Below are 25,545 nucleotides of genomic sequence, written 5' to 3' on the forward strand. Positions count from 1 at the left end.
ATTCCACCCATCGCGCCACAAGCGCACGGAGTCCAGACCATGCGAACCACCACCGTGGATCGTTCGCTGCGGGGATCACCAACACCGCCCCGTCCCAGAACGCTGATACACCCGGGAACCTTCAACCCGGTACGCATCCATAGCCGCAGCGCGCGGCGAGGCCGCCACTTCCGCCTGTCCCTGCGGCCGGGAGCCAGCCTGTACGACGCCCTGGTCCAGGCGCTGGCCGGCGCCGGCGTCGCCAACGCGTCGATGACGCTGCTGGGGGGCGTCTTCAGCCACCTCGATTACTGCACCGCGCCGCCCGATCCCCGGCACCAGCGGGTCGTGGCCTATACCGAGCCCATCCCGGCCGGGCCCGCGTACCTGATCTTCGGCAACGCCACGCTGGGCAAGACCGATGCGGGCGGGGCGCTGGTGCATTGCCACGCGGCGTTCTGCGACGCGCGCGGAGAACCGCTGGGCGGCCACATCATCGCCCAGACCACGATCGTCGGGCCGCGGCCCGTTCCCGTGCTGGTGACGGCGCTGGACGGATTCGAACTGCGCGCCACCTACGACGCCGAGACCAATCTGCGCTTGCTGCAACCCCAGGGAGCCGACGACCATGACGCCGCCTGAAATCGAAACCGGAACCATGGGCCGCGTGGCCTACGCGCGCATCGGCCCCAACGAGGACCTGGTGCAGGGCGTGGAAAAACTGTGCCTCGCCGAGGGCTTCCGCAACGCCTTCGTGCGCGGGGCGCTGGGCAGCCTGGTCGATGCCTGCCTGTATGCGCGCGACGGCGGCTATCGCTGCCTCAGCGGACCGGCGGTGGAAATCGTCAGCCTGGCGGGCGAGGTCCGCGCCCAGCCCGACGGCTCGCTCGTCGCATCGCTGTCCGGTGTGGTGGCCGACCCGCAGGGCCGGATCCATGGCGGGCCGTTCGTGCCGGGCGCCAATCCCATCTGCATGACGTTCGAGGTCACCCTGGAAGAATGGCTGCCCGCGGGCGGCGATTGACCGGGCGGCCGGGGCGAGCCGCCGCCCCGGCCGCCGTCTCTGCCGATGCCTTGCTCCTGAATTTCAAAAAATCTCGATAAAAATTATTGACGCCGAGATTTTTGCTGTTTATCGTAGAAAAAAACGCGCCAGGATGACCGGCATGAAGCCGGCGGCGGGCGCATCAGGAGACAAGCAGTGATACGGCTACATGACATCCGGTACGTCCGGCTGGGCACCCGCGACCTGGAGGGCGCGGTCCGTTACGCGACCACGGTGCTGGGGCTCGAATTGGCCCGCAAGGAGCACGGCGCGGCCTATTTCAAGTCGGATTCGCGCGACCACACCCTGTGCTATTTCGAGGGCGACCCGCGCGACCATACCGCGGCGTTCGAGGTGGACACCTCCGAAGAACTGGAGCGCGCCGGCGCGGTGCTGGAGCGCAGCGGCTACGCGGTCGAGGCGGGCAAGCGGGAAGCGGCCGAACAGCGCTACGTGCGCGATTTCCTGCGCTTCACCGATCCGTCCGGCAACCGCATCGAACTGGTGCATGCGCCGCAGCATAGCGGCCGCCGCTACTTCCCGGGCCGCGACGCCGGCATCACGGGCTTTTCGCACATCGGCCTGCGCACGCTGGACGCCCGGCGCGACGAAGCCTTCTGGACCGGCCTGCTGTCGGCGCGCGTCAGCGACCGCATCGGCGAGGCGCCGCTGCTGCGCATCGACGAAGTCCATCACAAGATCGCGCTGTTCCCGTCCGCCCATCCGGGCGTGCAGCACATCAACCACCAGGTCGAGAGCATCGACGACATCATGCGCGCCTGGTATCAGTTGCGCGAATGGAACGTGCCGATCCGCTTCGGTCCGGGGCGGCATCCGACCTCGGGCGCGATGTTCCTGTACTTCGACGGGCCGGACGGGATGATCTACGAATACTCCACCGGCGTGCGGCTGATCAGCGCCGAAGAGGAAAAGACCTACCGGCCGCGCAGCTTCCCGGCCGTGCCGTCCTCGTTCTGCATGTGGGGCGCCAAGCCCGATATCCCGGAGTTCAAGTCGTGAGCGCCGCGCAGGAGGCGCTGGTCCGCGCGGCTGCGCGCGCCCTGGCCCGCGCCAACCTGGTCCATGCCTACGGCCATTGCAGCGCCAGGCTCGATGCCGGCCATTTCCTGGTGTGCGCGGCCCGGCCCATGGGCCTGATCGAACCCGGCGAGGCGGGCACGGTGGTGCCGGTGCACGGCGAACTGCCCGAAGGCGTGCTGGGCGAGGTCCGCATCCACCAGCACATCTACCGCCTGCGTCCGGACGTGGGCGGCGTGGTGCGGTCCATGCCGCCCACGGTCATGACGCTGTCGTCGGCCCGCGTGACGCCCAGGCCGCGCCATGGCATGGGCTCGTATTTCTCGCCGGCCGTTCCGCTCTGGGACGATCCGCAACTGGTGCGCAGCGATGCGCAGGCGCGCGGCGTGGCCGAAACGCTGGGCGCGGCGCGCGCGGTGGCCATGCGCGGCAATGGCGCGGTGGTGGCGGCGGAGTCGCTCATGCATGCCGTGGTGCTGACCTGGTATCTCGAAGACGCCGCCCGCATCGAATGGCAATTGCGATCGGCCGGGCTGGCCGAAGGCGCGCCGACGCTGGCGCCCGAAGAGGCGGCCACCCGCGCCGTGGGCACGGGCCGCATCTACGAGCGCATGTGGGAATACCTGACCGCCGGCGACCCTGAAGCGGCGCTGGCAGACCTGTCGCAACCGAGGACGCAATGACCGATTTCCGCAATTTCATCGACGGCCAATGGGTCGCCACCGGCAACACGTTCGACAACCGGGATCCGGTCGACAACCGCCTGATCGGCCGCGTGCACGAGGCGGGCGACGCCGAGGTCGACGCGGCGGTGCGGGCCGCCAACGCCGCGTTGCGCGGTCCGTGGGCAAAGCTGAAAACGCAGCAGCGCGTCGAACTGCTGCACGCGGTGGCCGACGGCATCACGCGCCGCTTCGACGACTTCGTCGACGCCGAGATCGCCGATACCGGCAAGCCCTACGACCTGGCCAGCCATCTGGACATCCCGCGCGGCGCCGCGAACTTCAAGATCTTCGCGGACCTGGTGCGCAACATTCCCAACGAGACCTTCGACCTGGAAACGCCCGACGGCGGCCACGCCCTGAACTACGGGGTGCGCGTGCCGCGCGGCGTGATCGGCGTGATCTGCCCCTGGAACCTGCCGCTTCTGCTGATGACCTGGAAGGTGGGGCCGGCGCTGGCCTGCGGCAATACGGTGGTGGTCAAGCCGTCCGAGGACACGCCGGGCACGGCCACGCTGCTGGGCGAAGTGATGAACGAAGTCGGCGTGCCGCCCGGCGTCTACAACGTAATCCACGGCCGCGGCCCCGGATCGGCGGGCGAAAAACTCACCCGCCATCCGCTGGTCGACGGCATCACCTTCACCGGCGAAACCCGCACGGGCGAAGCCATCATGCAGGCCGCGGCGGTGGGCGTGCGCCCGGTGTCGTTCGAACTGGGCGGCAAGAACGCGGGCATCGTGTTCGCCGACGCGGATTTCGACAAGGCGGTGGCCGGCATCGCCCGCGCCGCGTTCGACAACACCGGACAGGTCTGCCTGGGCACCGAGCGCGTCTACGTGCAGCGGCCGATCTTCGAGCGCTTCGTGGCGGCGATGGGCGAGCGCGCGCGAGGCTTCCGGCTGGGCCGCCCCAGAGACCCCGGCGTGAACCTGGGGCCGCTGATCTCGCAGCGCCACCGGGACAAGGTGCTGAGCTACTACACCCGCGCCCGCGAAGACGGCGCCACCGTGGTGGCGGGCGGCGGCGTGCCGGACATGCCGGACGAACTGGCCGCCGGCGCGTGGGTGCAGCCCACGGTCTGGACCGGGCTGCCGGAAACCTCGGCCGTCATCCAGCAGGAAATCTTCGGGCCCTGCTGCCACATCGCGCCCTTCGACACGGAAGAAGAGGCCGTCGCGCTGGCCAACGCCACGCCCTACGGGCTGGCGGCCACGGTGTGGACCAGCAACGTGGGCACGGCGCACCGGATGGGGCAGGCCCTGGAAGTGGGCATCTGCTGGATCAATTCCTGGTTCCTGCGCGACCTGCGCACGGCCTTCGGCGGCGCCAAGCAGTCCGGCATCGGCCGCGAAGGCGGCGTGCATTCGCTGGAGTTCTACACGGAGCTGCGCAATGTCTGCGTGAAGCTCTGACGTACCTGGCAGGCGCCGCGCAGAACGGCGCCGCCGCCCATCCCCCAAGGAGACATAGCATGCAAGCATACGCACGCGGGCTGTCCGCGTTGGCCGCCATCGCGGCCCTGACGGCGGCCGGCGCCGCAATGGCGGACATCCGCATCGGCTTTACCGGCGTGCTGTCCGGGCCGCAGGCGGCGCTGGGCCAGGACCAGTACGACGGCCTGATGCTGGGCATCGAGCAACTGGGCGGCAGCCTGGGCGGCCAGAAGGCCGTGGTGATCCGCGACGACGACCAGCTCAAGCCCGACGTGGGCGCGCAGATCGTGCAGAAGTTCATCGAGAAGGACAAGGTCGACGTGATCGTCGGACTGGGTTTCTCCAACGTGCTCATGGCGGAACTGCGGCGCATCAAGGAGTCGGGCGTGGTGGCGCTGTCCACCAACGCGGGCCCCGCGCCGATCGCCGGCCGCATGTGCCTGCCCAACCTGTTCGTGCTGGGCTGGCAGAACGACAGCATGTCGGAGGCCATGGGCAAGTACGTCAAGGACCGGGGCTACAAGCGGGCCTACCTGATGTCGTCCAACTACCAGGCCGGCAAGGACAAGCTGGCGGGCTTCAAGCGCTTCTACGGCGCGGCACCGTCGGACGAGATCTACACCCAGTTGGGCCAGCTCGACTATTCCGCCGAGATCTCGCGCATGCAGTCGGCCGGGCCGGACGCGCTGTTCGCGTTCTACACCGGCGGGGTGGGCGTGAACTTCGTGCGCCAGTTGCGCCAGGCCGGCCTGATGGAAAAGCTGCCGTTCTTTTCGGAAAGCCTGATCGATTCCAACACGCTGACCGCGCTGAAGGACCAGGCCGTGGGCGCGGTCTACGGCACGCCGTGGGCGACCACGCTGGACAATCCGCAGAACCGCCAGTTCGTCGAGGCCTTCAAGGCCAAGTACGGGCGGCTGCCGTCGGAATACGCGGTGGGCGGCTACGACGCGGCCTATCTGCTGGACGCGGCGGTCAAGCAACTGGGCGGCAAGCTGGGCGACAGCCGCGCATTGGCCGCGGCGGTGAAGGCGGCCGGCGCCACCTTCCCCTCGGTGCGCGGCACGTTCCGCTTCAACACCAACAACATGCCGGTGCAGAACCTGTACGCCTACCAGGTCGTGAAGGAAGGCGACGGCGTGAACGTGAAGCAGTTGGCCACGGTGTTCACCGACCACCAGGACGCCTACGTGGCGGACTGCCCGCTGAAATGACGGGCCGGCGGCACAGGGGAGACGCGCCATGAACGGATCGTTGCTGCTGTCGCAGTTGCTCAATGGCCTGCAACTGGGCGCCTTGCTGTTCCTGCTGTCTTCGGGGCTGACCCTGATCTTCGGCATCATGAACTTCATCAACCTGGCGCACGGGTCGCTCTATATGATCGGCGCCTTCCTGGGGGCCACGGCCTATAACGCCAGCGGCTCGTTCGCCTTCGCCATCCTGGCGGCGGTGGCGGGCAGCGGCCTCGTCGGCGTGGTGCTGGAGCGGCTGATCGCCCGGCCGCTGTACCGCCACGACCACCTCTACCAGGTGCTGGCGACGTTCGGCCTGATGATGTTCTTCAATGAACTGGCCTCGGTCATCTGGGGCAGCCGGCCGTACTTCGCGGCCGTGCCGCAGGGGCTGGACGGGGCGGTCAGCCTGTTCGGCAGCGACTATCCGGTGTACCGGCTGATGATCATCGGGGTGGGGGCGCTGGTGGCCCTGGGCGCCTGGTTCCTGATCCAGCGCACGCGCTTCGGCATGCTGATCCGCGCGGGCGCCAGCAATGCCCCCATGGCCAGTGTGCTGGGCGCCAACGTGGACCTGCTGAAGACGCTGCTGTTCCTGCTGGGCGCGGTGCTGGCGGGCGTGGCGGGTGCCCTGGCGGGGCCCATCCTGTCGGTGCAGTCCGGCATGGGCGAGCCCGTGCTGATCCTGGCGCTGGTGGTGATCGTGGTGGGCGGCATCGGCTCGGTGCGCGGCACCCTGGTGGCGGCTTTGCTGATCGCCATGATCGACACGCTGGGCCGCGCCTTCCTGCCCGACATGCTGCGCGCCGTCTTCGACGCCTCGGTCGCCAACGCGGTCGGGCCCGCGCTCGCCTCCATGCTCATCTACGTGCTGATGGCGGTGGTGCTGGCGTTCCGGCCGCAAGGCCTGGTCTTCTCGGCGCGGCGCTGAGCCCGCCGAGCCGCTTTCGCGCATAGGTCCAATCATCATGCAAGCAAACGACAAGCGGCGCTGGGCGCTGCCCCTGCTGTTCCTGGTCCTGGCCGGCGTGCCGTTCGCCGCGCAGTGGCTGGGCGAACCGTTCTACGTGACCCTGGGCGCGCGCATCCTGATCTACGCGCTGGCCGCGCTGGCGCTGAACCTGGTGCTGGGCTTCGCCGGGCTGGTGAGCTTCGGCCACGCCATGTTCCTGGGCCTGGGCTGCTACGCGGTCGGCATCCTGAGCTACCACGGCTTCGGCAACGGCTGGCTGCAACTGGCCGTGTGCATCGCGGTCTGCGCGCTGGTGGCGCTGGCGGTGGGCACCGTCTGCCTGCGCACCTCGGGCATCGGGTTCATCATGATCACGCTGGCGTTCGCGCAGATGTTCTATTTCCTGGCGGTAAGCCTGCGCGAGTACGGCGGCGACGACGGCCTGAACATCTACGAAGCCAGTTCCTTCGGCCTGTTCGACCTGGACGGCAGCCAGCCCGTGTACTGGGCGGCCTGGGGCCTGCTGCTGGCCTCCAGCATCGCCATGCTGAAGCTGCGCCGCTCTCCCTTCGGCATGATCCTGCGCGCCACGCACGCCAACCCGCGGCGCGTGGACGCGCTGGGCTATTCCGTGTTCGGCGTGCGCCTGGCGGCCTACGTGGCCTCCGGCGTGCTGACCGGCGTGGCGGGGCTGCTGCTGGCCAACCTGACGGCCTTCGCCTCGCCCAGCTACATGTCCTGGCCGGTGTCGGGCGAACTCATCGTCATGGTGGTGATCGGCGGCCTGGGCAGCGTGCTGGGTCCGATCGTCGGCGCCATCGCCTACCTGCTGATGGAAGAGGGATTCAAGAGCCTGACGCAGCACTGGATGCTGCTGATGGGGCCGGCGGTGGTGGCCATCGCGATGGTGGCCAAGGGAGGCTACGGCAGTTCGCTGGCCTGGCTGCGCCGTCCGCCGCCCAGTGCATCGTCCAGCGCTCCGCCAGCGGGCGCGGAGAGCAAGACGGACCGCCGTCCGCCGGACGCGCTGGCCAAGGAGGCTTCCGTATGAACATGCAGACCGCCCACGCCGCCGCGCCCGCGGGCCTGGCCACGCGGGACCTGGTGCGCCGCTTCGGCGGACTGAAGGCGACCGACGGGGTGTCGCTGGCCGTCGAGCCCGGCGAACTGCACGCCCTGATCGGCCCCAATGGCGCTGGCAAGACCACGCTGATCAATCTGCTGTCGGGCGAACTGCGGCCCGACAGCGGATCCGTGCGCCTGGGCGCCGCCGACGTGTCCCGCGCTTCGGTGCAGGAGCGCGTGGCGCAGGGCATGCTGCGGTCCTACCAGGTGACCTCCGTGTTCGACAGCTACACCGTGCTGGACAACGCCTGCCTGGCCGCCTTGCGCAAGCGCCGCCGGCGCCTGTCGCCCTGGACCGCGCTGCGCGATTGCGCGGACGTGGTGGACGCCGCGAGGCGGGCGTTGCAGGCCTGCGGGCTGGACGACGTGGCCGAGGCGCCGGTGGAAAGCCTGGCCTACGGCCAGCGCCGCCAGCTCGAAATCGCGATGGCGCTGGCCGGTGAGCCGTCCGTTCTGCTGCTGGACGAACCCATGGCCGGCATGAGCGCGGCCGAAAGCGCCGGTGTGATCGCCTTGCTGCAAAGCCTGAAGGGCCGCTACACCATCGTGCTGGTCGAACACGACATGAACGCCGTCTTCGCGCTGGCCGACCGCATCAGCGTGCTGGTCTACGGCAAGGTCATCGCCACCGGCTGCGCGGACGACATCCGCAACCATCCCGACGTGCGCCGCGCCTATCTGGGCGACGACGCCGACGCCTAGGAGCGCGCCATGTTGAACATACGCGGATTGACGGCGGCCTACGGCCATTGCCAGGCGCTGTTCGGCGTCGACCTGGACGTGGGGCAGGGCGAGGTCGTGGGCCTCATCGGCCGCAACGGCATGGGCCGCAGCACCGTCATCAAATGCCTGTTCGGCCTGCTTCCCGCCGGCCAGGGCAGCATCGAATACGGCGGCCGCTCGCTGCGCGGCCTGGCGCCGTACCGGATCGGACGGCTGGGCCTGTCGCTGGTGCCGGAAGGGCGCCAGATATTCCCGACGCTGACCGTGGAGGAAAACCTGGTGGCCACGGCCTGCGCGCCCAAGGCCGCCGGCGGCTGGACGCTGGAACGCGTGTACGGACTGTTTCCGCGCCTGCGGGAACGGCGCGCCAACCTGGGCACGCAGCTCTCGGGCGGCGAGCAGCAGATGCTGGCGCTGGGCCGCGCCCTGATGACCAACCCCAGCCTGCTGGTGCTGGACGAGGCGACCGAAGGCCTGGCGCCGGTGGTGCGCGCCGAGATCTGGCGCGTGCTCGCCCAACTGAAGGCCGAAGGCCTGTCGATGATCGTGGTGGACAAGAACACCACGGCCTTGCTGCGCTTGTCCGACCGCAACTTCATCCTCGACAAGGGGACGACGGTGTGGCGTGGAAGCTCGGCGGAATTGTCCGCGCGGCCCGAACTGGTGGCCGCCTACGTGGGAGTCTGAAATGAGATTGCAGGATCGGGTGGCGCTCGTCACCGGCGCGGCCGGCGGCATCGGGCTGGCGATTGCGCGGCGCTTCGCGGCCGAAGGCGCCTACGTGCTGATGGCGGACCGCAAGGCCGCCGAACTGGAGACCGCGGCGCGCCCCTTGGGCGAACGGGCCGCGGCCGCAGTGGCCGACGTGACCGATCCGGCCGACGCGCAGGCGCTGGCCGACGAATGCGTGCGGCGCTGGGGCGGCCTGGATATCTGCGTGTGCAACGCCGGCGTGATCCGGGCGGCGGATTTCCTGGACCTGACGCTGGAGGAACTGGACGCCGTCATGAACGTGAACGTGCGCGGCACCTTCCTGGTGGCACAGGCCGCGGCGCGCGCCATGGTGGCGGGCGGACGCGGCAACGGCGCCATCGTGACCCTGTCGTCGATGACGGCGGAACTGGCGATGCCCGACCAACTGGCCTACGGCGCCAGCAAGGGCGCGGTGCGCCAGATGACGAAGTCCATGGCGCTATCGCTGGCGCCGCACGGCATCCGCGTCAACGCCATCGGGCCCGGCAGCATCGACACCGAGATCCTGGCGACCATCACCGCCAACCCCGAGGCGCGCAGGACCGTGCTGTCGCGCATTCCCATGCAGCGGCTGGGCGCGACCGACGAAGTGGCCAAGGTGGCGGTGTTCCTGGCCAGCGACGATTCCAGCTACGTCACCGGCCAGACGGTGTATGCGGATGGCGGCAGGCTGGCGCTGAACTATACGGTGGCGGTGAGGGAATAGGGGGCTGGGTGGCGGGCGGCGCATGCGGCAGACAGCGCGAGACGCCGGCGGAGGCCTCGTATTGCGAGTAAGGTACGGAGTAAAGGCCTTGATTGCCCGGCACTTCGGCCTGTGCCGCCAGCGGGAAACAGAACATGATGAAGAGCCTACGCTTAGCACTGCGGCCCGTCCTTATCGCGGCCGCGTGCGCGTCCATTGCCGCCTGCGCGGATAATCCGCCCCGGCAAACCGACATGGACTATCGGAGCCGCCCATCTCCCACGACGCAGGGCGCGAACAGCACCCCCGGTTCCTCGGACCAACGTTTGACCATACAGTCCGGGGAAGGGGAAAGGTTGAATCTTCCGTGGTTCATCCGGGACACGCAGGAGTGGATCAATAGCAACTGATTTCTAGCCGATTCGTTAGTTGCGACGAGGCTTCTGGCTGGGGCGGTCCGCTACCACCTTTCAAGAAGACCGCCTGGGCATATGGCGTCTAAGATATCTTCCGATAGGCATGGAACGCGCGGTTCCATTTGAAGGGTCACGCTACATAAAGCTGTGCCATTTGCTGCAAAGACCCGGGACTTCAGTCTTAACTACGGTCTCCTGAGTAGCATCGACAAAGTCAACCAGTCTCGACTGGCAGCTCGAGCCATTCTCGATCATTACGAGCTCATAGTTGTGGCCCGGTTGTGGAGTGAAACTCCGAGAAACGAAGCACTGTTCTCGTGCATAGGCGGAGACGCGACCATTGCCGATGAAACTCAACGACAGCGGTTCGCCTGCGGGCACACGTACTTCGGTGTTATAGAAATTCGATTTGGAGACTGCCGCAGTCCACTTGCTGTCGGGCATGCCCAGGTCTTCGTAATTTCTATGGGCAAATCCGTCCCTGGCGGCGATCACTCCTGCACCAGGGAGATACCAGTCAATGCACTCGCTATTAGGTACGCCACGCACCATGCCGTTTGTGATCACGCGCAGGTTGGCTGTCTTCCCCTCGGCGGGACTTTCGAACTTGGTCGAAAACGACTTCACTACTGCAATGTTCCCGCATCCCGCAAGCGTCACCACCACAACAACAACACTGGCAATTCGCAGGTGCACAACTCATCTCCTCATCTTCTAAGAAAGATCGCGTTGATCAACGGCCAGAACCTTCGCAGCAGGCTCAAGTCAAGCGGTATAAACATTACTGTACATGGCATTTATATGCGAAATGATACGGCAGCAAACGCATTTCTATTTGATCCACGTCATGAAAAGGATTCAGACGAACGGCACGGAACGCGCCGATGCCTACATCAACGCGATATCGATTCATTGCGTGGCGTGCTTCACTACTCATCTCACATAAAAATGATGCCCGACCACAATTCCCACCGTCGAAATCGCAGTCCGGCACCATTCCCCTTGTGAATCAGAAGTCGTAGCGCAGCGTCACGCCTGCATATCGCGGCGAACCGTAGTGGCCATAGCTGCCGCCTATGCCCTGGTAGTAGGTCTTGTCGAACAGGTTATTGACGTTCAACGTGGCGGCGAGCTTCTTATTGAACTGATAGCGCGCCATCAGGTTGACCACGGTATAGGCATCCTGACGCACCGTGCTGTCGTATCGACTGAAATACAGCGAAGTCTTCGACGTCCAGTCGATACCGCCGCCCACCGTCAGCCCGTTCCATTCCCCGCCCAGCCGGTAGGTGGTCCACAGACGCAGCGTATTGACAGGTAGCTGGCTCAGCAACTGCTTGCCTTGTGCGTCTTCGCTTTTGGCATGGCTGAAGCCGGCATGCACGTTCCAGCCGGGCAAGACTTCACCGGCCACTTCCAGATCGATGCCCGTGGTCTTTGCGCCTTTGGCCGCGCGGTACGCCGAGTTGTCCGTCCCCGGCACTGTGAAACCCGCATCCAGTTCCGCCACATTGTCTTTCTGAGACCGGTAGATGGCCACGCTGGTGTTCAGGCGGCGGTTGAGGAATTCCCCCTTCCAGCCCATCTCATAGTTCTTGCCCACGATGGGGTCGAGGACATTTCCGTTGCGATCCTGGGAGGATTGCGGCTGGAAGATGTCGGTATAGCTCGCGTAGATCGACTGCTCGGGGGTCAGGTCGTAGACGATGCCGGCGTAGGGGGTAATTTCGCCCCGAGCGCGCATGTTGTAGGTTTGCAGAAAATTGTCGGTCGGGCTCTCGTAGTGGTAGTCGTAGTTATAGTCGGACCGCCGCGCACCAAGAATCAGATGCACGTCATTGATCGGGTTCAACCGGAACGCTGCATAGCTGCCACTCTGGCGTGAATTCACATTGAAGATCTCGCCCACGGTTCCCGTATTGCCTGGCCGGGCCATGTTGTTGTCCCAGGTATAGAAATTTACGGTGGACACGCCCACGTCCCAGCCCTTGTGCTTGTTTTCGTAGTCCTGGAAGTTGAAGCCGGCGATGAATTCATGCATCCGTCCGCCCAGTTCAAAGGGGCCCTGAATCGTGACGTCCACACCGGTCTGGGTTTGCGATGCGCCGGCCCGGTAGGCCAGCACGCCAGCGTTGCCGGTGGCCTGATTCAGGAAGGATAGTCCGGACCCCACCCGATACGAGCCGTTCAGATTGGAGCGGCTCACATCCATGTAGTTCGCGGCGACCTTGAACTGCCAGTCATGCGCCAGCGCTTGTTCAAAGTTGACGGTGTAATTGGTGGTCTTGAACTCGTCATACATCCACCGGGCGCCGGAACTGGTGGATCGCGAAAAGCGCGTCTGGTCGCCGTTGGTGAATATCAAGGGAACCCCGGGCGCGCCCGTTGCCTTGTACCGTTGGTGGTCGATGCCGAAACGCAGCAGCGTGGAATCCGTCAGATCGGCTTCCACGACACCGTACAGCACGTCCTTGTCCTGCGTGTACGCGTCCATGAACGTGTGATTGTCCTGCGTGGCGGCCACGAGCCGGCCGCGCAGTTTGCCGTTGTCGATCAGCGGGCCCGAGATGTCGGCCTCGGCGCGATACAGGTCCCACGACCCCGCGCCAACTTGTACATGGGCCTGGAATTCATGGGTGGGACGCTTGCGGATCAGGTTGACGGTGCCGCTTGGGCTGCCCGCGCCCGTCATCAGACCGGTGGCGCCGCGCACCACTTCAACGCGGTCGTAGAGCGCCATGTCGAGCAACGTGCTGGGCATGGTGCGGGATTGGTTCACCTGCGTGGTCGTCACGCCATCCAACTGGTAGGTATCCATGGCGCTGCCGCGCGAATAGATGTTGAAGCGTTCGCCTCCATCCTGGGACATGGTGATGCCCGGTGTCTGATTCAGCACGTCGGTCATGCTGTTGAGCTGCTGGTCTTCGATCTGTTGCCGGGTGATGATGCTGATCGACTGCGGCGTTTCCTTGATCGACAGGTTCATCTTCGTCGCCGTGCTGCTGACAGGCATCATGTAGCTGCCGGTACCTTCGCTGGCGGGCGCGTCGAAGTTGCCCAGCACGGTGACCGGTTCCAAGACCGTCGCCGCGTTCGCGCCGGCGGTCTCGGCACGCAGGGTGTAAGCGCCGTCGGCTTGCCGAACGGCCTGCAGGCCGGAACCCGACAATAGCGTCTGGAAGGCGGCCTGCACGCTGTGGCGGCCTTGCAGGCCGGCGGTGGTCTTTCCTTGCGTCAGCGTGCCCGGCGCGGTCAGGAAGACGCCGGCTTCCGCGGCGAGCTGGTTGAGTGCGGCGGTCAGCGGCCCGGCCGGTATGGCGTAATCGCGGACGTCAGCGGCTTGCGCCTGCGCCAAGGGTGCCCAGGCCGCCGCGCCGCAGATCAGACCGGCCAGGGCCAAATGCAGGGAAAGCGCCAAGGGCCGGATGGCCAGACGCGGATCGGTGATGGGCGCGCGGTCGGCGCGAATGCGGGTAGGGCGGCGAAGCATAAGACGGAATCCCTCAGGCGTGGTGGAGAACAACGAGAGGGAGGCCATCGACATGTCGATCTGATCTTCTCTCATTCCGTAAATCGGATGAGATTTGAAAACCCGAACTATTTTTCAAAAAAAAGTTGAGCTACGGCCGTGCAACGATCGATGTCCACCATGGCAGTGGCCGTTGCACCCGGACGGGCAGATTGCGTTCCAGCATGTCCAGCGCGCGGTCGGCGTCGTCGGCGGGGAACACGCCCATGACGAGCAGGTCGGCTACTTCCGGCGCCACGCCCAGGTAACCCTTGCGGTAACGCCCGAGTTCGGCGATGAGCGTTTTCAAGGGCAGGTTGTCGGCCAGAACGATGCCCCGGCTCCACGCTTCGCGGGCCGGATCGGCGCGCTCGGTGGACAGGATCGACTCGGCGTCGAAGCGGGCTTGCCCGCCAGCCACGACATTCACCGAAGCGCCGGTATTCGTGCGTACGGCCACTTCGCCGTCGTACACGTCGAGTTGAACCCGGCTTTCGGTCAGGCGCACGCTGAAGCGCGTGCCCAGCGCCTGCATCCGTCCGAAGCGGGATTCGACATAGAAAGGGCGGCGCGCGCGGTCGGGTGCGGTTTCGATCAGGATTTCGCCTGCCAGCAGCGTCAACCGGCGCGCGGCGTTGCGGTAATCCACGTCCAAGGCGCTGTGGGCGTTGAGCCAGATTCTTGATCCATCGGCCAGAAGCAGCTCGCGCCGTTCACCGGTGCCGGTGGAATAGTCGGCGGCAAACGCCAGCGCCAGATCCGGCAACGGCGTGTGGCGCCAGCCCAGCCAGCCCAACACGCTCGTGCCCAACACGATTGCGCCGCTGCTCAGCAGTTGGCGCCGTTTGAGCGCGCTCTTGCGCGCCGCGGTGGCGCCCGCCAAGGCGGCCTCCGTCCCGCCCATGCGCAGCGGCTCGAACCGCTGGCTGACCGCTTCGATGTGATGCCAGGCAGTCGCGTGCTCGGGCCGTTCGCGCAGCCACGTCTGCCACGAGGTCCGGTCTCGCTCAGTGACGCTATCTCCTCGCAGCAAGGCGAACCAACTGGCGGCCTGCTGCAGGCTGTCGAAATCGGCTCTTACCGTGCTGGCGGGCGCCGCCTCGGAGGCGGTGCCGGACGGCGCTCTCGGGGAGGGCGATACCATCCGCCTACTTGCCCAGCCCGGCATCGATCAGGGCGCATTGCAGCATGCCCTGGGCAATGTACTTTTGCACCATGCGCTCAGACACGGCAAGCGTCCGGGCGATTTCGCGGTAAGGCACGCCGTCCACCTGTGCCATGACGAAGGCCGTGGCGGCCTTGTGCGGCAAGCGGCTCAGCATCGTGCCGATTTCCATCAGCGTTTCGATGATCAACGCCCGCTGCTCCGGAGACGGCTCGAACGATTCGGGACGCGCGGCCAGGGTGTCCAGCCAGGCTTGTTCGACTTCGCGGCGGCGCCAGAAGTCCGCGCACAGGCCGTTGGCCATGGCGCGCAAATAGCCGCGTGCTTCCGGAAAGCTCTTGAATCCTTGCGGGGCCGGCTTGCTGAGCAAGCGGAGGAAGGCATCGTGAGCCAGGTCGGCAGCGTCCGCCGCGTTGCCCAGGCGGCGTCGCAGCCACCCTTGGAGCCATTCGTGGTGATCGCAATAGATGTGGTCGATGGACGGTGCCGCACCGTATCCGTCTGGCTTCATTTCCCAATAGGCCCGAGGCGGTGGGGCCTCTCCATCAAGGTTTCATAAACGCAAATAATTCGTATTTGCGAAAAACTGAACGAATCATACATCAAGCGGAAACGCTGGCGTATGCTTCCTGCCGCACCCATCATCGAGCGCGACAACCAGGCGGGTGCGGCCGCAGCGCCGCAGCTTGTTGGGGGTTCCAGGACGAGCTTGGCCGCCGCGGCGGAGCTTGCCGCCTGCGCGGATAAGCCGCCCCGGCAAACCGATCTGGGCTATCGAGCCGGCCGTCTCCCACGGCGCAGGGGGCGAACGACACCCCCGGTTCCTCCGATCCGCGTTTGACCATACCGTCCGGCGAGGGGGAAGGGTTGAATCTTCCGGAGCGTCATCACCGGTCTCGCGCCGAACCGCCTCCACAAGCGTGGCGGCGTTCCTCGCGATGGCACTCGGCATTGGCCAGGTCGGCGATTGGCGCCAGCAGCCCCCGATCGAAGGTCTCCAGCTCCTCGCCGGCGCGCAGTCTTGCGGGCCAGTCGGGATGCGTAAGCGCGCCGCGGCCGAGCGAAACGAAGTCGGCGTCCTTGCTCGCCATCATGCCGCCGGCCTGCTGGGGATCATGCAGCGAGCCGTTGGCCAGCACCGGGACCGGAACGTGCCGCCGTGCCAAGGCTGCAAGGCTGGGGCCCTGTTCGCCAAAAGCGGGGCGCCAGGCCTCGAACTCGGTCGTGTGCAGGTAATCGATGGGCTGCGCGCCCAGCGTGCGGAAGATCCGCGCCGCATCCGCCTCGCCGCCTTCCCACTTGTGCGTGAAGTCGTTGACCTTGCCTTGCGAACTGCGCACCCCCACGACAAAGTGCTTTGCCGTCGACCGGCGGACGGCCTGGATGACGTCCACGGTCAGGCGCAGGCGATTGTCCAGGCTGCCGCCGTAGCGGTCCTCGCGCAAATTGGTGTGGGCGGTGAGGAACTGGTCCAGCAGATAGCCGTTCGCGCCATGGATCTCGACGCCGTCGAATCCGGCCTCCTGCGCCCTGCGCGCCGCCTGTGCGTAGCCTTCGACCGCTTCGGAGATGTCCTCGTCCGACATGGCTTCGGGCATCCGGTACGGTCCCGCGCCCCGATAGAAGGCCATCTGCTGTCCCCTAGGCTGTACGGCCGAGGGGCCCTTGGTGGTGGCGCGATGGGGATTGCCTTGCGACAGCGCGCCCGCATGCATGAGCTGCGCGACGATGCGGCCGCCGTGTGCGTGCACGCGGTCCACCACGGTCCGCCACGCATCGCGCTGCGCGTCGTCGGTCAGCCCGGGCTGGAAGAGGTAGCCCTGCGCATGGGCCTTGTCCGTGTAGATGCCTTCGGTAATCACCAGGCCGAAGCCGCCGGCAGCGTAGGCTTCGTAGTAGTCGGCCATTTGCGCCGTGGCGCGGCCGTCCGCCGTGGCGCTGACCCGAGTCATCGGCGCGACGGCGAGGCGGTTGCGCAAGCTCAGGCCCCTCTCCAGCCGCAGCGGCGTGAACAGTCCGGCGTGCGCGGTCCGCGCATCGCCGGCCGGACGATCGGCGAGCGTGCTCATGTCAGCGGCCCTCCTGTGGGCGCACGGCCGCGATCGCCTCGATCTCGATCATGGCGGCGGGGTCGTAGAGCGCCTTGATTTCGGCGATCGTGTCGGCCGGGTAGGGGGCAGAGAAGAAGCGGCGGCGCAGCGTCACCACGTCCTCGAAATGCCCCATGTCGGTGACGAAGATGGTGACCTTGATGACGTCCCGCAAGCTGGAGCCGCCGGCTTCCAGCGCGCGGCGCAAGTTCAGGAAGGCTTGTTCGCCTTGCGCAAGAAAGCCGCCCGCGACGATCTTTCCGTCATCGCCGGCGCCTGCCTGGCCGGAGATGAACAGCAGGTTTCCGAATTGAATGCCCTGCGACAGCAGGAAGGGCTCGTAGTTGTCGGGCTGGGTGACGACGCGTTGTAGCATGGTGCGAATTCCTTCACTTATGGTTGCTGGGAGGATCAGCGCGATAGCGGCCGATCCATGCCCACACTGTAGAGATGCGTGGCCCTGGTGACAAAGGTTCGTTTGTCAGCTATAAGGTGAAAGAAACTCATCTATTATGCCGGTCATGCAACGTCGATCCCTCCCGCTTTCCGGGCTACGCGTATTCGAAGCCGCCGCGCGCCTGGGCAGCTTCAAGGCCGCCGCCAAGGAACTGGCCGTCACGCCCACCGCCGTCAGTCACCAGATCCGCGCGCTGGAGGCGCAGACCGGGCTTTTGCTGTTCGATCGCCATGTGCGCAGGGTGTCCCTGACCGACGCGGGGACGCAGCTCTATCCCGTCCTGCGCGACGGGTTCGATGCCTTCGAAGCGACGCTGGCGCGGTTGACGCATCGGCGGACACGCACTCAAGTGACCATCTCCGCGACGAATGCATTTACCGTGAAGTGGCTGGTGCCGCGCATGGCCGATTTCCGGAGCCGGCATCCCGGCATCGACTTGCAGTTGCAGGCCAGCGACGACCTCGTCGATCTGCGATCGACCGCGGTCGACATCGCGATCCGCTATGGCCGCGGGCCGTATCCCGGCCTGGTGACCCAGCCCCTGTTCACGGACCGGTTCGCGCCCGTGGCGAATCCGCGCCTGGGCGTCGAATCGCCGGACGATCTGGCTCGCGTGCCGTTGATCCGTTTCGACTGGAAGCGGCCCCAACCGGAGAATCCCACCTGGGACCGTTGGTTCAAGGTCGCGCAGCGGCCCCAGCCCCGCCAGGCGAGTCAACTGCGCTTTTCCGATGAAGGACACGCAATACAGGCGGCCGTCGCCGGCCATGGGGTCGCGCTGGTCAGCCTGGCCTTGATCTCCGAGGAACTGGAGGCGGGCCATCTGGTGCAGCCGTTCGGCCCGGAGATAGACGGGCACACCTACCACCTGGCCATGTACGCCGGCCGGCCGCCGTCGGCGTCAGTCCAGGCCGTTGCGCACTGGTTGAGCACGCAGGCCTAGCGACGCAAATCCATCCCAGCACCCCCGCGTGAACTCGTACAGCGCATCCTGCGCCGTCAGCGGCGTGCGCCCCGCCAGCCGGGCCAGCGCGTAGTGCCCCTGGCGCTGCGGATCCGGCGGGATCGGCACTTCGACCATCAGCCCGGCCTCCTGCTGGCGGCGGGTGACGCAGGTCACGCCCAGCAGCAGGGTGTCCGAGCGCAGCGCCAGTTCGACCAGCGCGTCCAGGTTTTCGCAGCGGTGGGTGACCATCTGTTCGGGGGCGCCGCCCGGTCCCAGCGTTTCCGTCAGCCGCAGCGAGACTTCGGGGCTGAGGGTGCTGGAGGCCACGGGGTACTGGCGGACCTGTTCGATGCCCGGCCGCTTGTGGGCCAGGATGGGATGGCCTTTGCGGCAGACCAGGCCGGCCCGCAGCGGGGGCAGGGGGCGGGTTTCCAGGTCGGCCGCGTCATACAGCATGCGGGCATCGCAGACCATGGCGTCGATGCGCTCGGCGCGCAGCATCTCCAGCAGGGCGGCGGTGGCGCCCAGTTCGACGCCGACGCGCACCTGCGGGTGGCGTTCGGCCATATGGGCCAGAAACGGCGACAGCAGCAGGGATGCGGGCGTGGGGCTCAGCCCGATGGACAGCGCGCCCGATTCGCCGCTGTGCAGGGTCTTGAGTTCGCGTTGCAGTTCCGCTTCCTCGAAGCGCATGCGGCGCGCGCGTTCGGCCACGCAGGCGCCGTAGGGCGTCAGGCGCACGCGCCGCGTGCCGCGGTCCAGCAGGGGCAGGCCCAGTTCGGCTTCCAGGGCCTGGATGCTGCGGCTGAGGGCGGGTTGCGACAGGTTGACCGCGTCCGCCGCGCGCGAATAGGTGCCGTGTTCGATGACGGCGAGCAGATGCTTGAGTTTCTGGAAGTCCATGTCCAAATCGCATTAATACTATGAAATAAATGCATTGGAATTATAAATGGGCTGTTCGTATGATGGTCCGGACGGCGCCCGCCAGAGGCGCCGCAATCCGTGCCCGGGACTCGCACCGCGGCGCGGCTCGTCAAATACGGAGACAGATTCGAATGAAGCAGCACTTGTTGTCGGCCGCCCTTGTGGCGGCCTGCGCGGCCATGGGCGCCCAGGCCCAGGAAGTCCGGCAAGATCCCCAGCCGTCCGAGGCCGCGGCGCGCCCGGCAGGCGCCGTCAGCGGCCAGGTCACGATCCGCCGCGACGGCTATGGCATGCCGCATGTGTACGCCAACACCGTCTACGGCATTTTCTATGGCTACGGCTACGCCGTGGCGCAGGACCGCCTGTTCCAGATGGAGATGGCAAAGCGCAGCACCCAGGGCCGCGTGGCCGAGGTGCTGGGCCAGTCCATGGTGGCGTTCGACAAGTCCATCCGCGGCAATTTCTCGCCCGAACGCATCCAGCGCCAACTGGCCGCGCTGCCGGCCTCCGAGCGCCAGATCCTGGACGGCTACGCGGCGGGCATGAACGCCTGGATCGCGCGGGTGCGCGCCGAGCCGGGCAGCCTGATGCCCAAGGAATTCAACGACCTGGGGTTCCAGCCCGGGGACTGGACGGCCTACGACGTGGCGATGGTGTTCGTGGGCACCATGGCCAACCGTTTTTCCGACGCCAATAGCGAGATCGACAACCTGGCGCTCTTGACCGCCCTGAAGGACCGGCACGGCGACGAGCGCGCCATGCAGATCTTCAACCAGTTGCGCTGGATGACCGACAGCCGGGCGCCCACCACCGTGCCCGAGGAAGAGGGCGTCTACCGGCCCGACGGCGGCCGGCCGCCGGCCAGGCTGTCCTATGCCTTGCCGCGCTACGACGGCACGCCGCCCATGCTGGAACGGGTGGCGCGCGATGCGCAGACCCGGGGTGTGCTGGACGCGTCCCCGGCCGATACGCGCAAGCTGCTGCTGGCGCAGTTCGCCGAATCGGGCCAGCCGGGCATCGCCGGGTTCCCCACCACCAGCAATATGTGGATCGTGGGGCGCGAGCACGCCAAGGACGCGCGTTCCATCCTGCTGAACGGGCCGCAGTTCGGCTGGTGGAATCCGGCCTACACCTACGGCATCGGCCTGCATGGCGCGGGCTTCGACGTGGTCGGCAATACCCCGTTCGCCTATCCCAGCATCCTGTTCGGCCACAACGCGCACGTGACCTGGGGCTCCACCGCGGGCTTCGGCGACGACGTGGACATCTACGCGGAAAAGCTGGACCCCGCCGACCGCACCCGCTACTTCCATGACGGCGCCTGGAAGACGATGGAAAAGCGCACCGAGCTTATCCAGGTCAAGGACGGGCAACCCGTGATGATGGACGTGTACCGCACGGTGCACGGCATCGTCGCCAAGTTCGACGACAAGCAGCACGTGGCCTACGCCAAGGCGCGCGCCTGGGAAGGCTACGAGCTGCAATCGCTGATGGCCTGGACGCACAAGGCGCAGTCGCGCAACTGGGACGAATGGAAGCAGCAGGCGGCGCGCCACGCGCTGACCATCAACTGGTACTACGCGGACGACCGCGGCAACATCGGCTACGCGCACACGGGCTTCTATCCCAAGCGCCGCCCGGGCCACGATCCGCGCCTGCCGGCGCCGGGCACCGGCGAGATGGACTGGGACGGCATGCTGCCGTTTTCGACCAATCCGCAGGTCTACAACCCGCGCCAGGGTTTCATCGCCAACTGGAACAACCAGCCCATGCGCGGCTATCCGTCCACCGACCTGTTCGCCATCGTGTGGGGCCAGGCCGACCGCTACGCAGAAATCGAGACGCGCCTGCAAGCCATGACCTCCCATGGCGGCAAGGTCAGCGCTCAGCAGATGTGGGACCTGATCCGCACCACCAGCTACGCCGACGTCAACCGCCGCCACTTCCTGCCTTTCCTGCGGCGGGCGGTGGAGGGCCTGCCGGCGGACGACGCGCGGGCGCGGCTGGTCGCCGGGCTGGCGTCCTGGGACGGCATGGGCACGAGCGAGAAGCAGGCCGGCTACTACGACAACGCCGGGCCGGCCGTGATGGACGCGTGGCTGCGCGCCATGCTCAAGCGCACGCTGGCCGACGAGATGCCCGCCGACTTTTTCAAGTGGTACAGCGCCACCGGCTATCCCACGCCGGCCGCGCCCGCCACCGGCTCGGTCAACCTGACGGTGGGTTCGAAGGTGCTGTACAACGCGCTGGCCGGGCAGGACGCCGGCGTGCCGCAGCAGTACGACTTCTTCAACGGCCAGCCGCCGCGGGCCGTGGTGCTGGCCGCGCTGGACGACGCGCTGGCCGCCTTGCGCGAAGCCTACGGCGCGGACCCCGCCGGCTGGCGCGTGCCGGCGCCGCCCATGGTGTTCGCGCCCAAGAATTTCCTGGGTGTGCCGCAGGCGGACGCCAAGGCGGTGCTGAGCCATCCGGCCACGCAGAACCGCGGAACCGAGAACAACATGACGGTGTTCGACGCCCGCGGCGTGCGCGCTGTGGACGTGGTGGCGCCGGGGCAGAGCGGCTTCGTCGCCCCGGACGGCACGGCGTCGCCCCACACCCGCGACCAGTTCGACCTGTATGCCAGCTTCGGCAGCAAGCGGGTCTGGTTCACGGAGGCGGAAGTGCGGGCCAACGCTAAGTCGGCAGAGACGCTGCGCTATTGACGGCGTAGCCGCCCTGGTGGCTGGCCAGCCGCGCATAGACCCCTTGCCGCTTCAGCAACTGGTCGTGCGTGCCGGCCTCCGCCAGCGCGCCGCGGTCCAGCACCAGGATGAGGTCGGCGTCGCGGATCGTCGACAGGCGGTGCGCGATGACCAGCGTGGTGCGGTGGCGCATCAGCACGTCCAGCGCGCCGCGCACCTGCATCTCGGACAGGGTGTCCAGGTGCGAGGTGGCTTCGTCCAGGATCAGCACCGGCGCGTTCTTCAGGAAGGCGCGGGCGATGGAGATGCGCTGGCGCTGTCCGCCGGAGAGCTGCATGCCGCGTTCTCCCACCCGCGTGGCGATGCCGTCCGGCAGGCTGCGCACGAAGTCCCCCAGCGCGGCCTGTTCCAGCGCGCGCGCCAGTTCCTCGGGGCTGGCCTCGGGCCGGGCCAGGCGGATGTTGCCTTCCAGCGTGTCGTTGAACAGGTAGGTGTCTTGCGTGACGAGCGCCACGCGCTCGCGCAGGCCGTCGAGTCGCAACTGGCGCACGTCCACGCCCTCCAGCTTCACCGCGCCCTCGCGCGGATCCCAGAAGCGCAGCAGCAGGCTGGCCACGGTGCTCTTGCCCGCGCCCGACGCGCCCACCACGGCGACCGTGGCTCCGGCCGGCACCTTGAAGCTCAGGTCGCGCAGGGTGTCTTCGCGATTGCCCGGGTAGGCGAAGCTGACGTGCTCGAACGCCAGGGACAGGCCCTGCGCGGCGACGGGCGCGGCCAACGGGCCGTCGGCGACGGGTTCGGGCTCGTTGGCCACCACGTGCAGGCGGCGCGTGGCGGCGATGGTGTCGGCAAGCTGCCGGCTGACCTGGGAAATCTCCGACACCGGCAGGAAGGTGGCCAGGGCGATCAGCACCAGCAGCGGCAGCATGCCGGCCGACAGCGCGCCGGCCGCGACCTGCAGGGCGCCCACCACCGCGACGGCCAGGCCGCCCAGCCCCATCGCCACTTCGAACCACGCGGTCTGCCGTGACAGGTCGCGCAGGATGTCCAGGCGGCGGACGCGGTAGCGGTCGGCCACCTGCAGGAATTCGTCGCGCCGGCGGCCCGTGGCCTGGAAGGCGGTCAGGTCGGCCAGGCCCTGGATGGTGTCGGTGGCGTGCGCGCTCATTTCCCCCAGCGCGTGGCGGGCCTTGTCGCCCAGCGCGTCGATCTTGCGGCGCCCGCGCACGGGAGACACCAGCGCGTACGCCAGGAAGGGCAGCAGGGCCAGCGCCACCGGCCAACTGTAGACGCCCAGGAAGCCCAGCACCGACAGCGGCACCAGCACCGACACGATGGCGGGCGCGATGGTGTGGGCGTAGAAGTACTCCACCATTTCGACGTCCTGGGTGGCCAGCGCCACCAGGTCGCCGGAGCGGCGCTGCAGCAGGTAGGCCGGCGCCAGGCGCTCCAGCTTGTCGTAGAGCTTGACCCGCATGTCGGCCAGCAACTGATAGGCCATCGCGTGCGCCAGCCACGATTCCAGCCAGTGGAAGAGGGCGGCCAGGGGCGCCGCGATCAGCAGCCCGACGACCAGCGTGGAAACGTCGCGGCCGTCGCGGATGGCGGCGACGATCAGCGCGCTGAAGACCCCCACGCCGATGAAGGCGGCGACGCGCGCCACGCCCAGCAGGATGGTGGCCGCCAGCGTGCCGCGCCACGGGCGGACCACCGACAGCAAGGTGCCCAGGGTGCCGCGCCAGCCGACCTGGGCGGCGTCGGCGTCCAGCGCGCGCAGCGCGGGGCCCGGCGCGCCGGACCCGGCGTCGGGCTCGCCGCCGTCCCGCGCGGGGGCGGACGACACCGCCGCCGCGGGGCTGCCCGCGGCCGGGTTCCGGTGCGCCTCGGCCTGTTCGCGCATCAGGCGGTAGTACAGCCCGCCTTGTGCCATCAGCGCGGCGTGCGTGCCCGTTTCCACGACCCGTCCCTGGTCCAGCACCAGGCAGCGGTCGGCGCCGATGACGCTGGCCAGCCGGTGCGCCAGGATCAGCGTCGTGCGGCCGGCCATCAGCCGGTCGAGCGCCTGCTGGATCAGCGCCTCGTTTTCGGTGTCCACAGAGGAGAGCGCTTCGTCCAGGATCAGGATGGGCGCGTCGCGCAGCAGGGCGCGCGCGATCGCCACGCGCTGGCGCTGGCCGCCGGACAATTGCAGGCCGCGCTCGCCGATGCGGGTGGCGTAGCCGTCGGGCAGCGCCATGATGAAGTCGTCGATGTTGGCGGCGCGGGCGGCGGCGCGCACCTGTTCGTGCGTGGCGCCGGGGCGTCCCAGCCGCAGGTTGTCGTCGATGGTGCCGTGGAACAGCGTGATGTCCTGGCTGACCAGCGCGATGTGCGACAGCAGCGCCTGGGTGTCGAGTCCGTTCACGTCGCGGCCGCCGACGCGGATGGTGCCGGCCTGCGGCACGCATTCGCGCAGCAGCAGGCGCACGATGGTCGACTTGCCCGCGCCGCTGGGGCCCACCACGCCGACGCGTTCGCCGGCCGCGACGCGGAACGCCAGGCCCTGGTGCGCGCGGCGTTCGAGCGTGTAGGAGAACGCCACGTCGTCGAATTCGATGGTGGGCGCCAGCCGCTGCGGCGCATCGCCAGCGCCGCGCGCGTCGGGCGCGGGCGTCAGGGGCCGGGCGTCCATCAGGGCATGGATGCTGACCGCGGCGGACTGGCCCAGCATGCCCCGGTGCAGCACCGAGCGCAGGTCGCGCAGCGGCCGGAAAATCTCGGTGCCGGCCATCAGCACGATCAGCAGGGCCTCCACGCTCATGTCGCCGGCGGCCACGCGCCAGGCGCCCAGCGTCAGCGCCAGCGCCGCGCCCAACGCCACGCCCAGGTCGCTGATGCCGCGCGTCAGCAGGCTGACCGACAGCACCCAGAACGTATTGTCCGACAGGCTGCGGGCGCGGGCGGCCAGCCGCCGGCCCCAGGCCTTGCCCTGGCCATAGGACTTCAAGGTGGGCAGGCCCTGCACCGCGTCGAGGAAGTCCTCGCCGAAATCGTTCAGAGAGCGCGTGCGGGCCAGGCTGGCGCGGCGGTCCAGCATGTGCACGGCCATCGGCCCGAACAGGGCGAACAGCGCCGCCGCCAGGAAGACCAGCGCGGTCGGCACGTCCCAGAACGCGATGACGGCGAAGATGGCGAAAGGCGCCGCGGCCGCGATGGCCACCTGCGGCAGGTACTGGCCGAAGAAGGTCTGCAATTGCTCGACCCCGTCCACCACCGTCAGCATCACGCCGCCGGTGCGCTGATTGGCGAACCAGGCCGGGCCCAGGGCGACGATGCGGTCATACAGCTTGCCGCGCAGCGCCTGCTGCACCTCGGCCGAGCAGCGGTTGGCCTGCACGGTGCGCCAATGGTCGAAGCCCGCGCGCAGCAGCACCATCGCGGCCGCGCACAGGGCGGGCGCGGTCCAGTCCCGCCACGGCGCGCCCTCGAACACCCGGGCCAGCAACTGGCCCAGGAACACATAGCGCGCAATGCCGGCCGCCAAGGCCAGCAACCCCAGGAATATGCCGCCCGCCATGCCGGCGCGCAGCCCTTCGGTCAGCCGCCAAAGCCGTGAATCGAAATACATTGCACTCTCCTTCCAGAGCTTGCATGGTCCCCGATCGCGACCGCCGGCGAAAGCGATAGTT

The 25,545-nt window shown here is 67.7% G+C and carries 22 protein-coding genes; 14 read left to right on the forward strand and 8 right to left on the reverse strand.

The annotated features are described in order from the left end of the window. The first annotated feature begins 39 nt into the window (after nucleotides 1–39). From WHX56_RS16900 to WHX56_RS16955, 12 genes are all read left to right on the forward strand, one after another. Complete coding sequence (locus WHX56_RS16900; protein ID WP_129242102.1) at nucleotides 40–621, forward strand: PPC domain-containing DNA-binding protein; 582 nt, start codon at nucleotides 40–42, stop codon at nucleotides 619–621. Beyond that, nucleotides 608–1,003 (forward strand): PPC domain-containing DNA-binding protein, encoded by a 396-nt coding sequence (locus WHX56_RS16905; RefSeq protein WP_208742402.1) that lies wholly within the window; start codon nucleotides 608–610, stop codon nucleotides 1,001–1,003. The genes WHX56_RS16900 and WHX56_RS16905 overlap by 14 nt, the downstream gene beginning before the upstream one ends. A 177-nt stretch (nucleotides 1,004–1,180) precedes the next feature. Beyond that, a complete protein-coding gene (locus WHX56_RS16910; protein ID WP_338878441.1) occupies nucleotides 1,181–2,044 on the forward strand; it encodes a VOC family protein in 864 nt (287 codons plus the stop codon). After that, complete coding sequence (locus tag WHX56_RS16915; protein WP_338878442.1) at nucleotides 2,041–2,745, forward strand: class II aldolase/adducin family protein; 705 nt, start codon at nucleotides 2,041–2,043, stop codon at nucleotides 2,743–2,745. The genes WHX56_RS16910 and WHX56_RS16915 overlap by 4 nt, the downstream gene beginning before the upstream one ends. Further along, the gene (locus WHX56_RS16920; protein WP_338878443.1) at nucleotides 2,742–4,196 is read left to right on the forward strand and encodes a 2-hydroxymuconic semialdehyde dehydrogenase; all 1,455 of its coding nucleotides are present in this window, start codon (nucleotides 2,742–2,744) and stop codon (nucleotides 4,194–4,196) included. Before WHX56_RS16915 ends, WHX56_RS16920 begins: the two co-directional genes overlap by 4 nt. 59 nt (nucleotides 4,197–4,255) lie before the next feature. Further along, nucleotides 4,256–5,431, forward strand: coding sequence for an ABC transporter substrate-binding protein (locus WHX56_RS16925; protein WP_338878444.1), 1,176 nt, complete (start codon nucleotides 4,256–4,258; stop codon nucleotides 5,429–5,431). 28 nt (nucleotides 5,432–5,459) lie between these two features. After that, complete coding sequence (locus WHX56_RS16930) at nucleotides 5,460–6,380, forward strand: branched-chain amino acid ABC transporter permease (protein ID WP_287755130.1); 921 nt, start codon at nucleotides 5,460–5,462, stop codon at nucleotides 6,378–6,380. 37 nt (nucleotides 6,381–6,417) lie between these two features. Beyond that, nucleotides 6,418–7,452, forward strand: coding sequence for a branched-chain amino acid ABC transporter permease (locus WHX56_RS16935; protein ID WP_338878445.1), 1,035 nt, complete (start codon nucleotides 6,418–6,420; stop codon nucleotides 7,450–7,452). Then, nucleotides 7,449–8,228, forward strand: coding sequence for an ABC transporter ATP-binding protein (locus WHX56_RS16940; RefSeq protein ID WP_338878446.1), 780 nt, complete (start codon nucleotides 7,449–7,451; stop codon nucleotides 8,226–8,228). The genes WHX56_RS16935 and WHX56_RS16940 overlap by 4 nt, the downstream gene beginning before the upstream one ends. 9 nt (nucleotides 8,229–8,237) lie before the next feature. Next, the gene (locus WHX56_RS16945; protein WP_338878447.1) at nucleotides 8,238–8,936 is read left to right on the forward strand and encodes an ABC transporter ATP-binding protein; all 699 of its coding nucleotides are present in this window, start codon (nucleotides 8,238–8,240) and stop codon (nucleotides 8,934–8,936) included. 1 nt (nucleotide 8,937) lies between these two features. Continuing rightward, on the forward strand, nucleotides 8,938–9,708 hold the full coding sequence (locus WHX56_RS16950; protein ID WP_338878448.1) for an SDR family NAD(P)-dependent oxidoreductase: 771 nt from the start codon (nucleotides 8,938–8,940) through the stop codon (nucleotides 9,706–9,708). Nucleotides 9,709–9,845: 137 nt separating this feature from the next. Continuing rightward, the gene (locus tag WHX56_RS16955; protein ID WP_338881793.1) at nucleotides 9,846–10,097 is read left to right on the forward strand and encodes a hypothetical protein; all 252 of its coding nucleotides are present in this window, start codon (nucleotides 9,846–9,848) and stop codon (nucleotides 10,095–10,097) included. Between the two features lie 141 nt (nucleotides 10,098–10,238). On the opposite strand, the gene WHX56_RS16960 is transcribed toward WHX56_RS16955, so the two are convergent. The 6 genes from WHX56_RS16960 to WHX56_RS16985 form a co-directional block, all read right to left on the reverse strand. Further along, on the reverse strand, nucleotides 10,239–10,799 hold the full coding sequence (locus tag WHX56_RS16960) for a hypothetical protein (protein WP_287755818.1): 561 nt from the start codon (nucleotides 10,797–10,799) through the stop codon (nucleotides 10,239–10,241). Nucleotides 10,800–11,112: 313 nt separating this feature from the next. After that, the gene (locus WHX56_RS16965; protein WP_338878449.1) at nucleotides 11,113–13,668 is read right to left on the reverse strand and encodes a TonB-dependent siderophore receptor; all 2,556 of its coding nucleotides are present in this window, start codon (nucleotides 13,666–13,668) and stop codon (nucleotides 11,113–11,115) included. Between the two features lie 55 nt (nucleotides 13,669–13,723). Then, nucleotides 13,724–14,755 carry a FecR family protein gene (locus WHX56_RS16970; protein ID WP_338878450.1) on the reverse strand — a complete coding sequence of 344 codons (1,032 nt, stop codon included), beginning with the start codon at nucleotides 14,753–14,755 and terminating at the stop codon, nucleotides 13,724–13,726. 4 nt (nucleotides 14,756–14,759) lie between these two features. Further along, the gene (locus WHX56_RS16975) at nucleotides 14,760–15,287 is read right to left on the reverse strand and encodes a sigma-70 family RNA polymerase sigma factor (RefSeq protein ID WP_287753720.1); all 528 of its coding nucleotides are present in this window, start codon (nucleotides 15,285–15,287) and stop codon (nucleotides 14,760–14,762) included. A gap of 376 nt (nucleotides 15,288–15,663) precedes the next feature. Next, entirely contained in the window at nucleotides 15,664–16,845 is a 1,182-nt protein-coding gene (locus WHX56_RS16980) for an NADH:flavin oxidoreductase (RefSeq protein WP_338878451.1), read from the reverse strand. 1 nt (nucleotide 16,846) lies between these two features. Then, on the reverse strand, nucleotides 16,847–17,242 hold the full coding sequence (locus WHX56_RS16985) for a RidA family protein (protein WP_338878452.1): 396 nt from the start codon (nucleotides 17,240–17,242) through the stop codon (nucleotides 16,847–16,849). 145 nt (nucleotides 17,243–17,387) lie between these two features. Here WHX56_RS16985 and WHX56_RS16990 point away from each other — a divergent pair, with 145 nt between their 5' ends. Next, complete coding sequence (locus WHX56_RS16990) at nucleotides 17,388–18,266, forward strand: LysR substrate-binding domain-containing protein (RefSeq protein ID WP_338878453.1); 879 nt, start codon at nucleotides 17,388–17,390, stop codon at nucleotides 18,264–18,266. On the opposite strand, the gene WHX56_RS16995 is transcribed toward WHX56_RS16990, so the two are convergent. After that, nucleotides 18,225–19,172, reverse strand: a complete 948-nt coding sequence (locus tag WHX56_RS16995) for a LysR family transcriptional regulator (RefSeq protein WP_338878454.1) — start codon at nucleotides 19,170–19,172, stop codon at nucleotides 18,225–18,227. The genes WHX56_RS16990 and WHX56_RS16995 overlap by 42 nt on opposite strands. A 152-nt stretch (nucleotides 19,173–19,324) precedes the next feature. Between WHX56_RS16995 and WHX56_RS17000 the strand changes: the two genes are divergently transcribed. Beyond that, nucleotides 19,325–21,898, forward strand: coding sequence for a penicillin G acylase (locus WHX56_RS17000; RefSeq protein ID WP_338878455.1), 2,574 nt, complete (start codon nucleotides 19,325–19,327; stop codon nucleotides 21,896–21,898). Here the strand turns inward: WHX56_RS17000 and cydC are convergent. Beyond that, on the reverse strand, nucleotides 21,870–25,484 hold the full coding sequence (gene cydC, locus WHX56_RS17005) for a thiol reductant ABC exporter subunit CydC (RefSeq protein WP_338878456.1): 3,615 nt from the start codon (nucleotides 25,482–25,484) through the stop codon (nucleotides 21,870–21,872). The genes WHX56_RS17000 and cydC overlap by 29 nt on opposite strands. Nucleotides 25,485–25,545: the final 61 nt, after the last annotated feature.

It is taken from the genome of Achromobacter veterisilvae, assembly GCF_037619525.1.
Classification (GTDB): domain Bacteria; phylum Pseudomonadota; class Gammaproteobacteria; order Burkholderiales; family Burkholderiaceae_B; genus Achromobacter; species Achromobacter veterisilvae.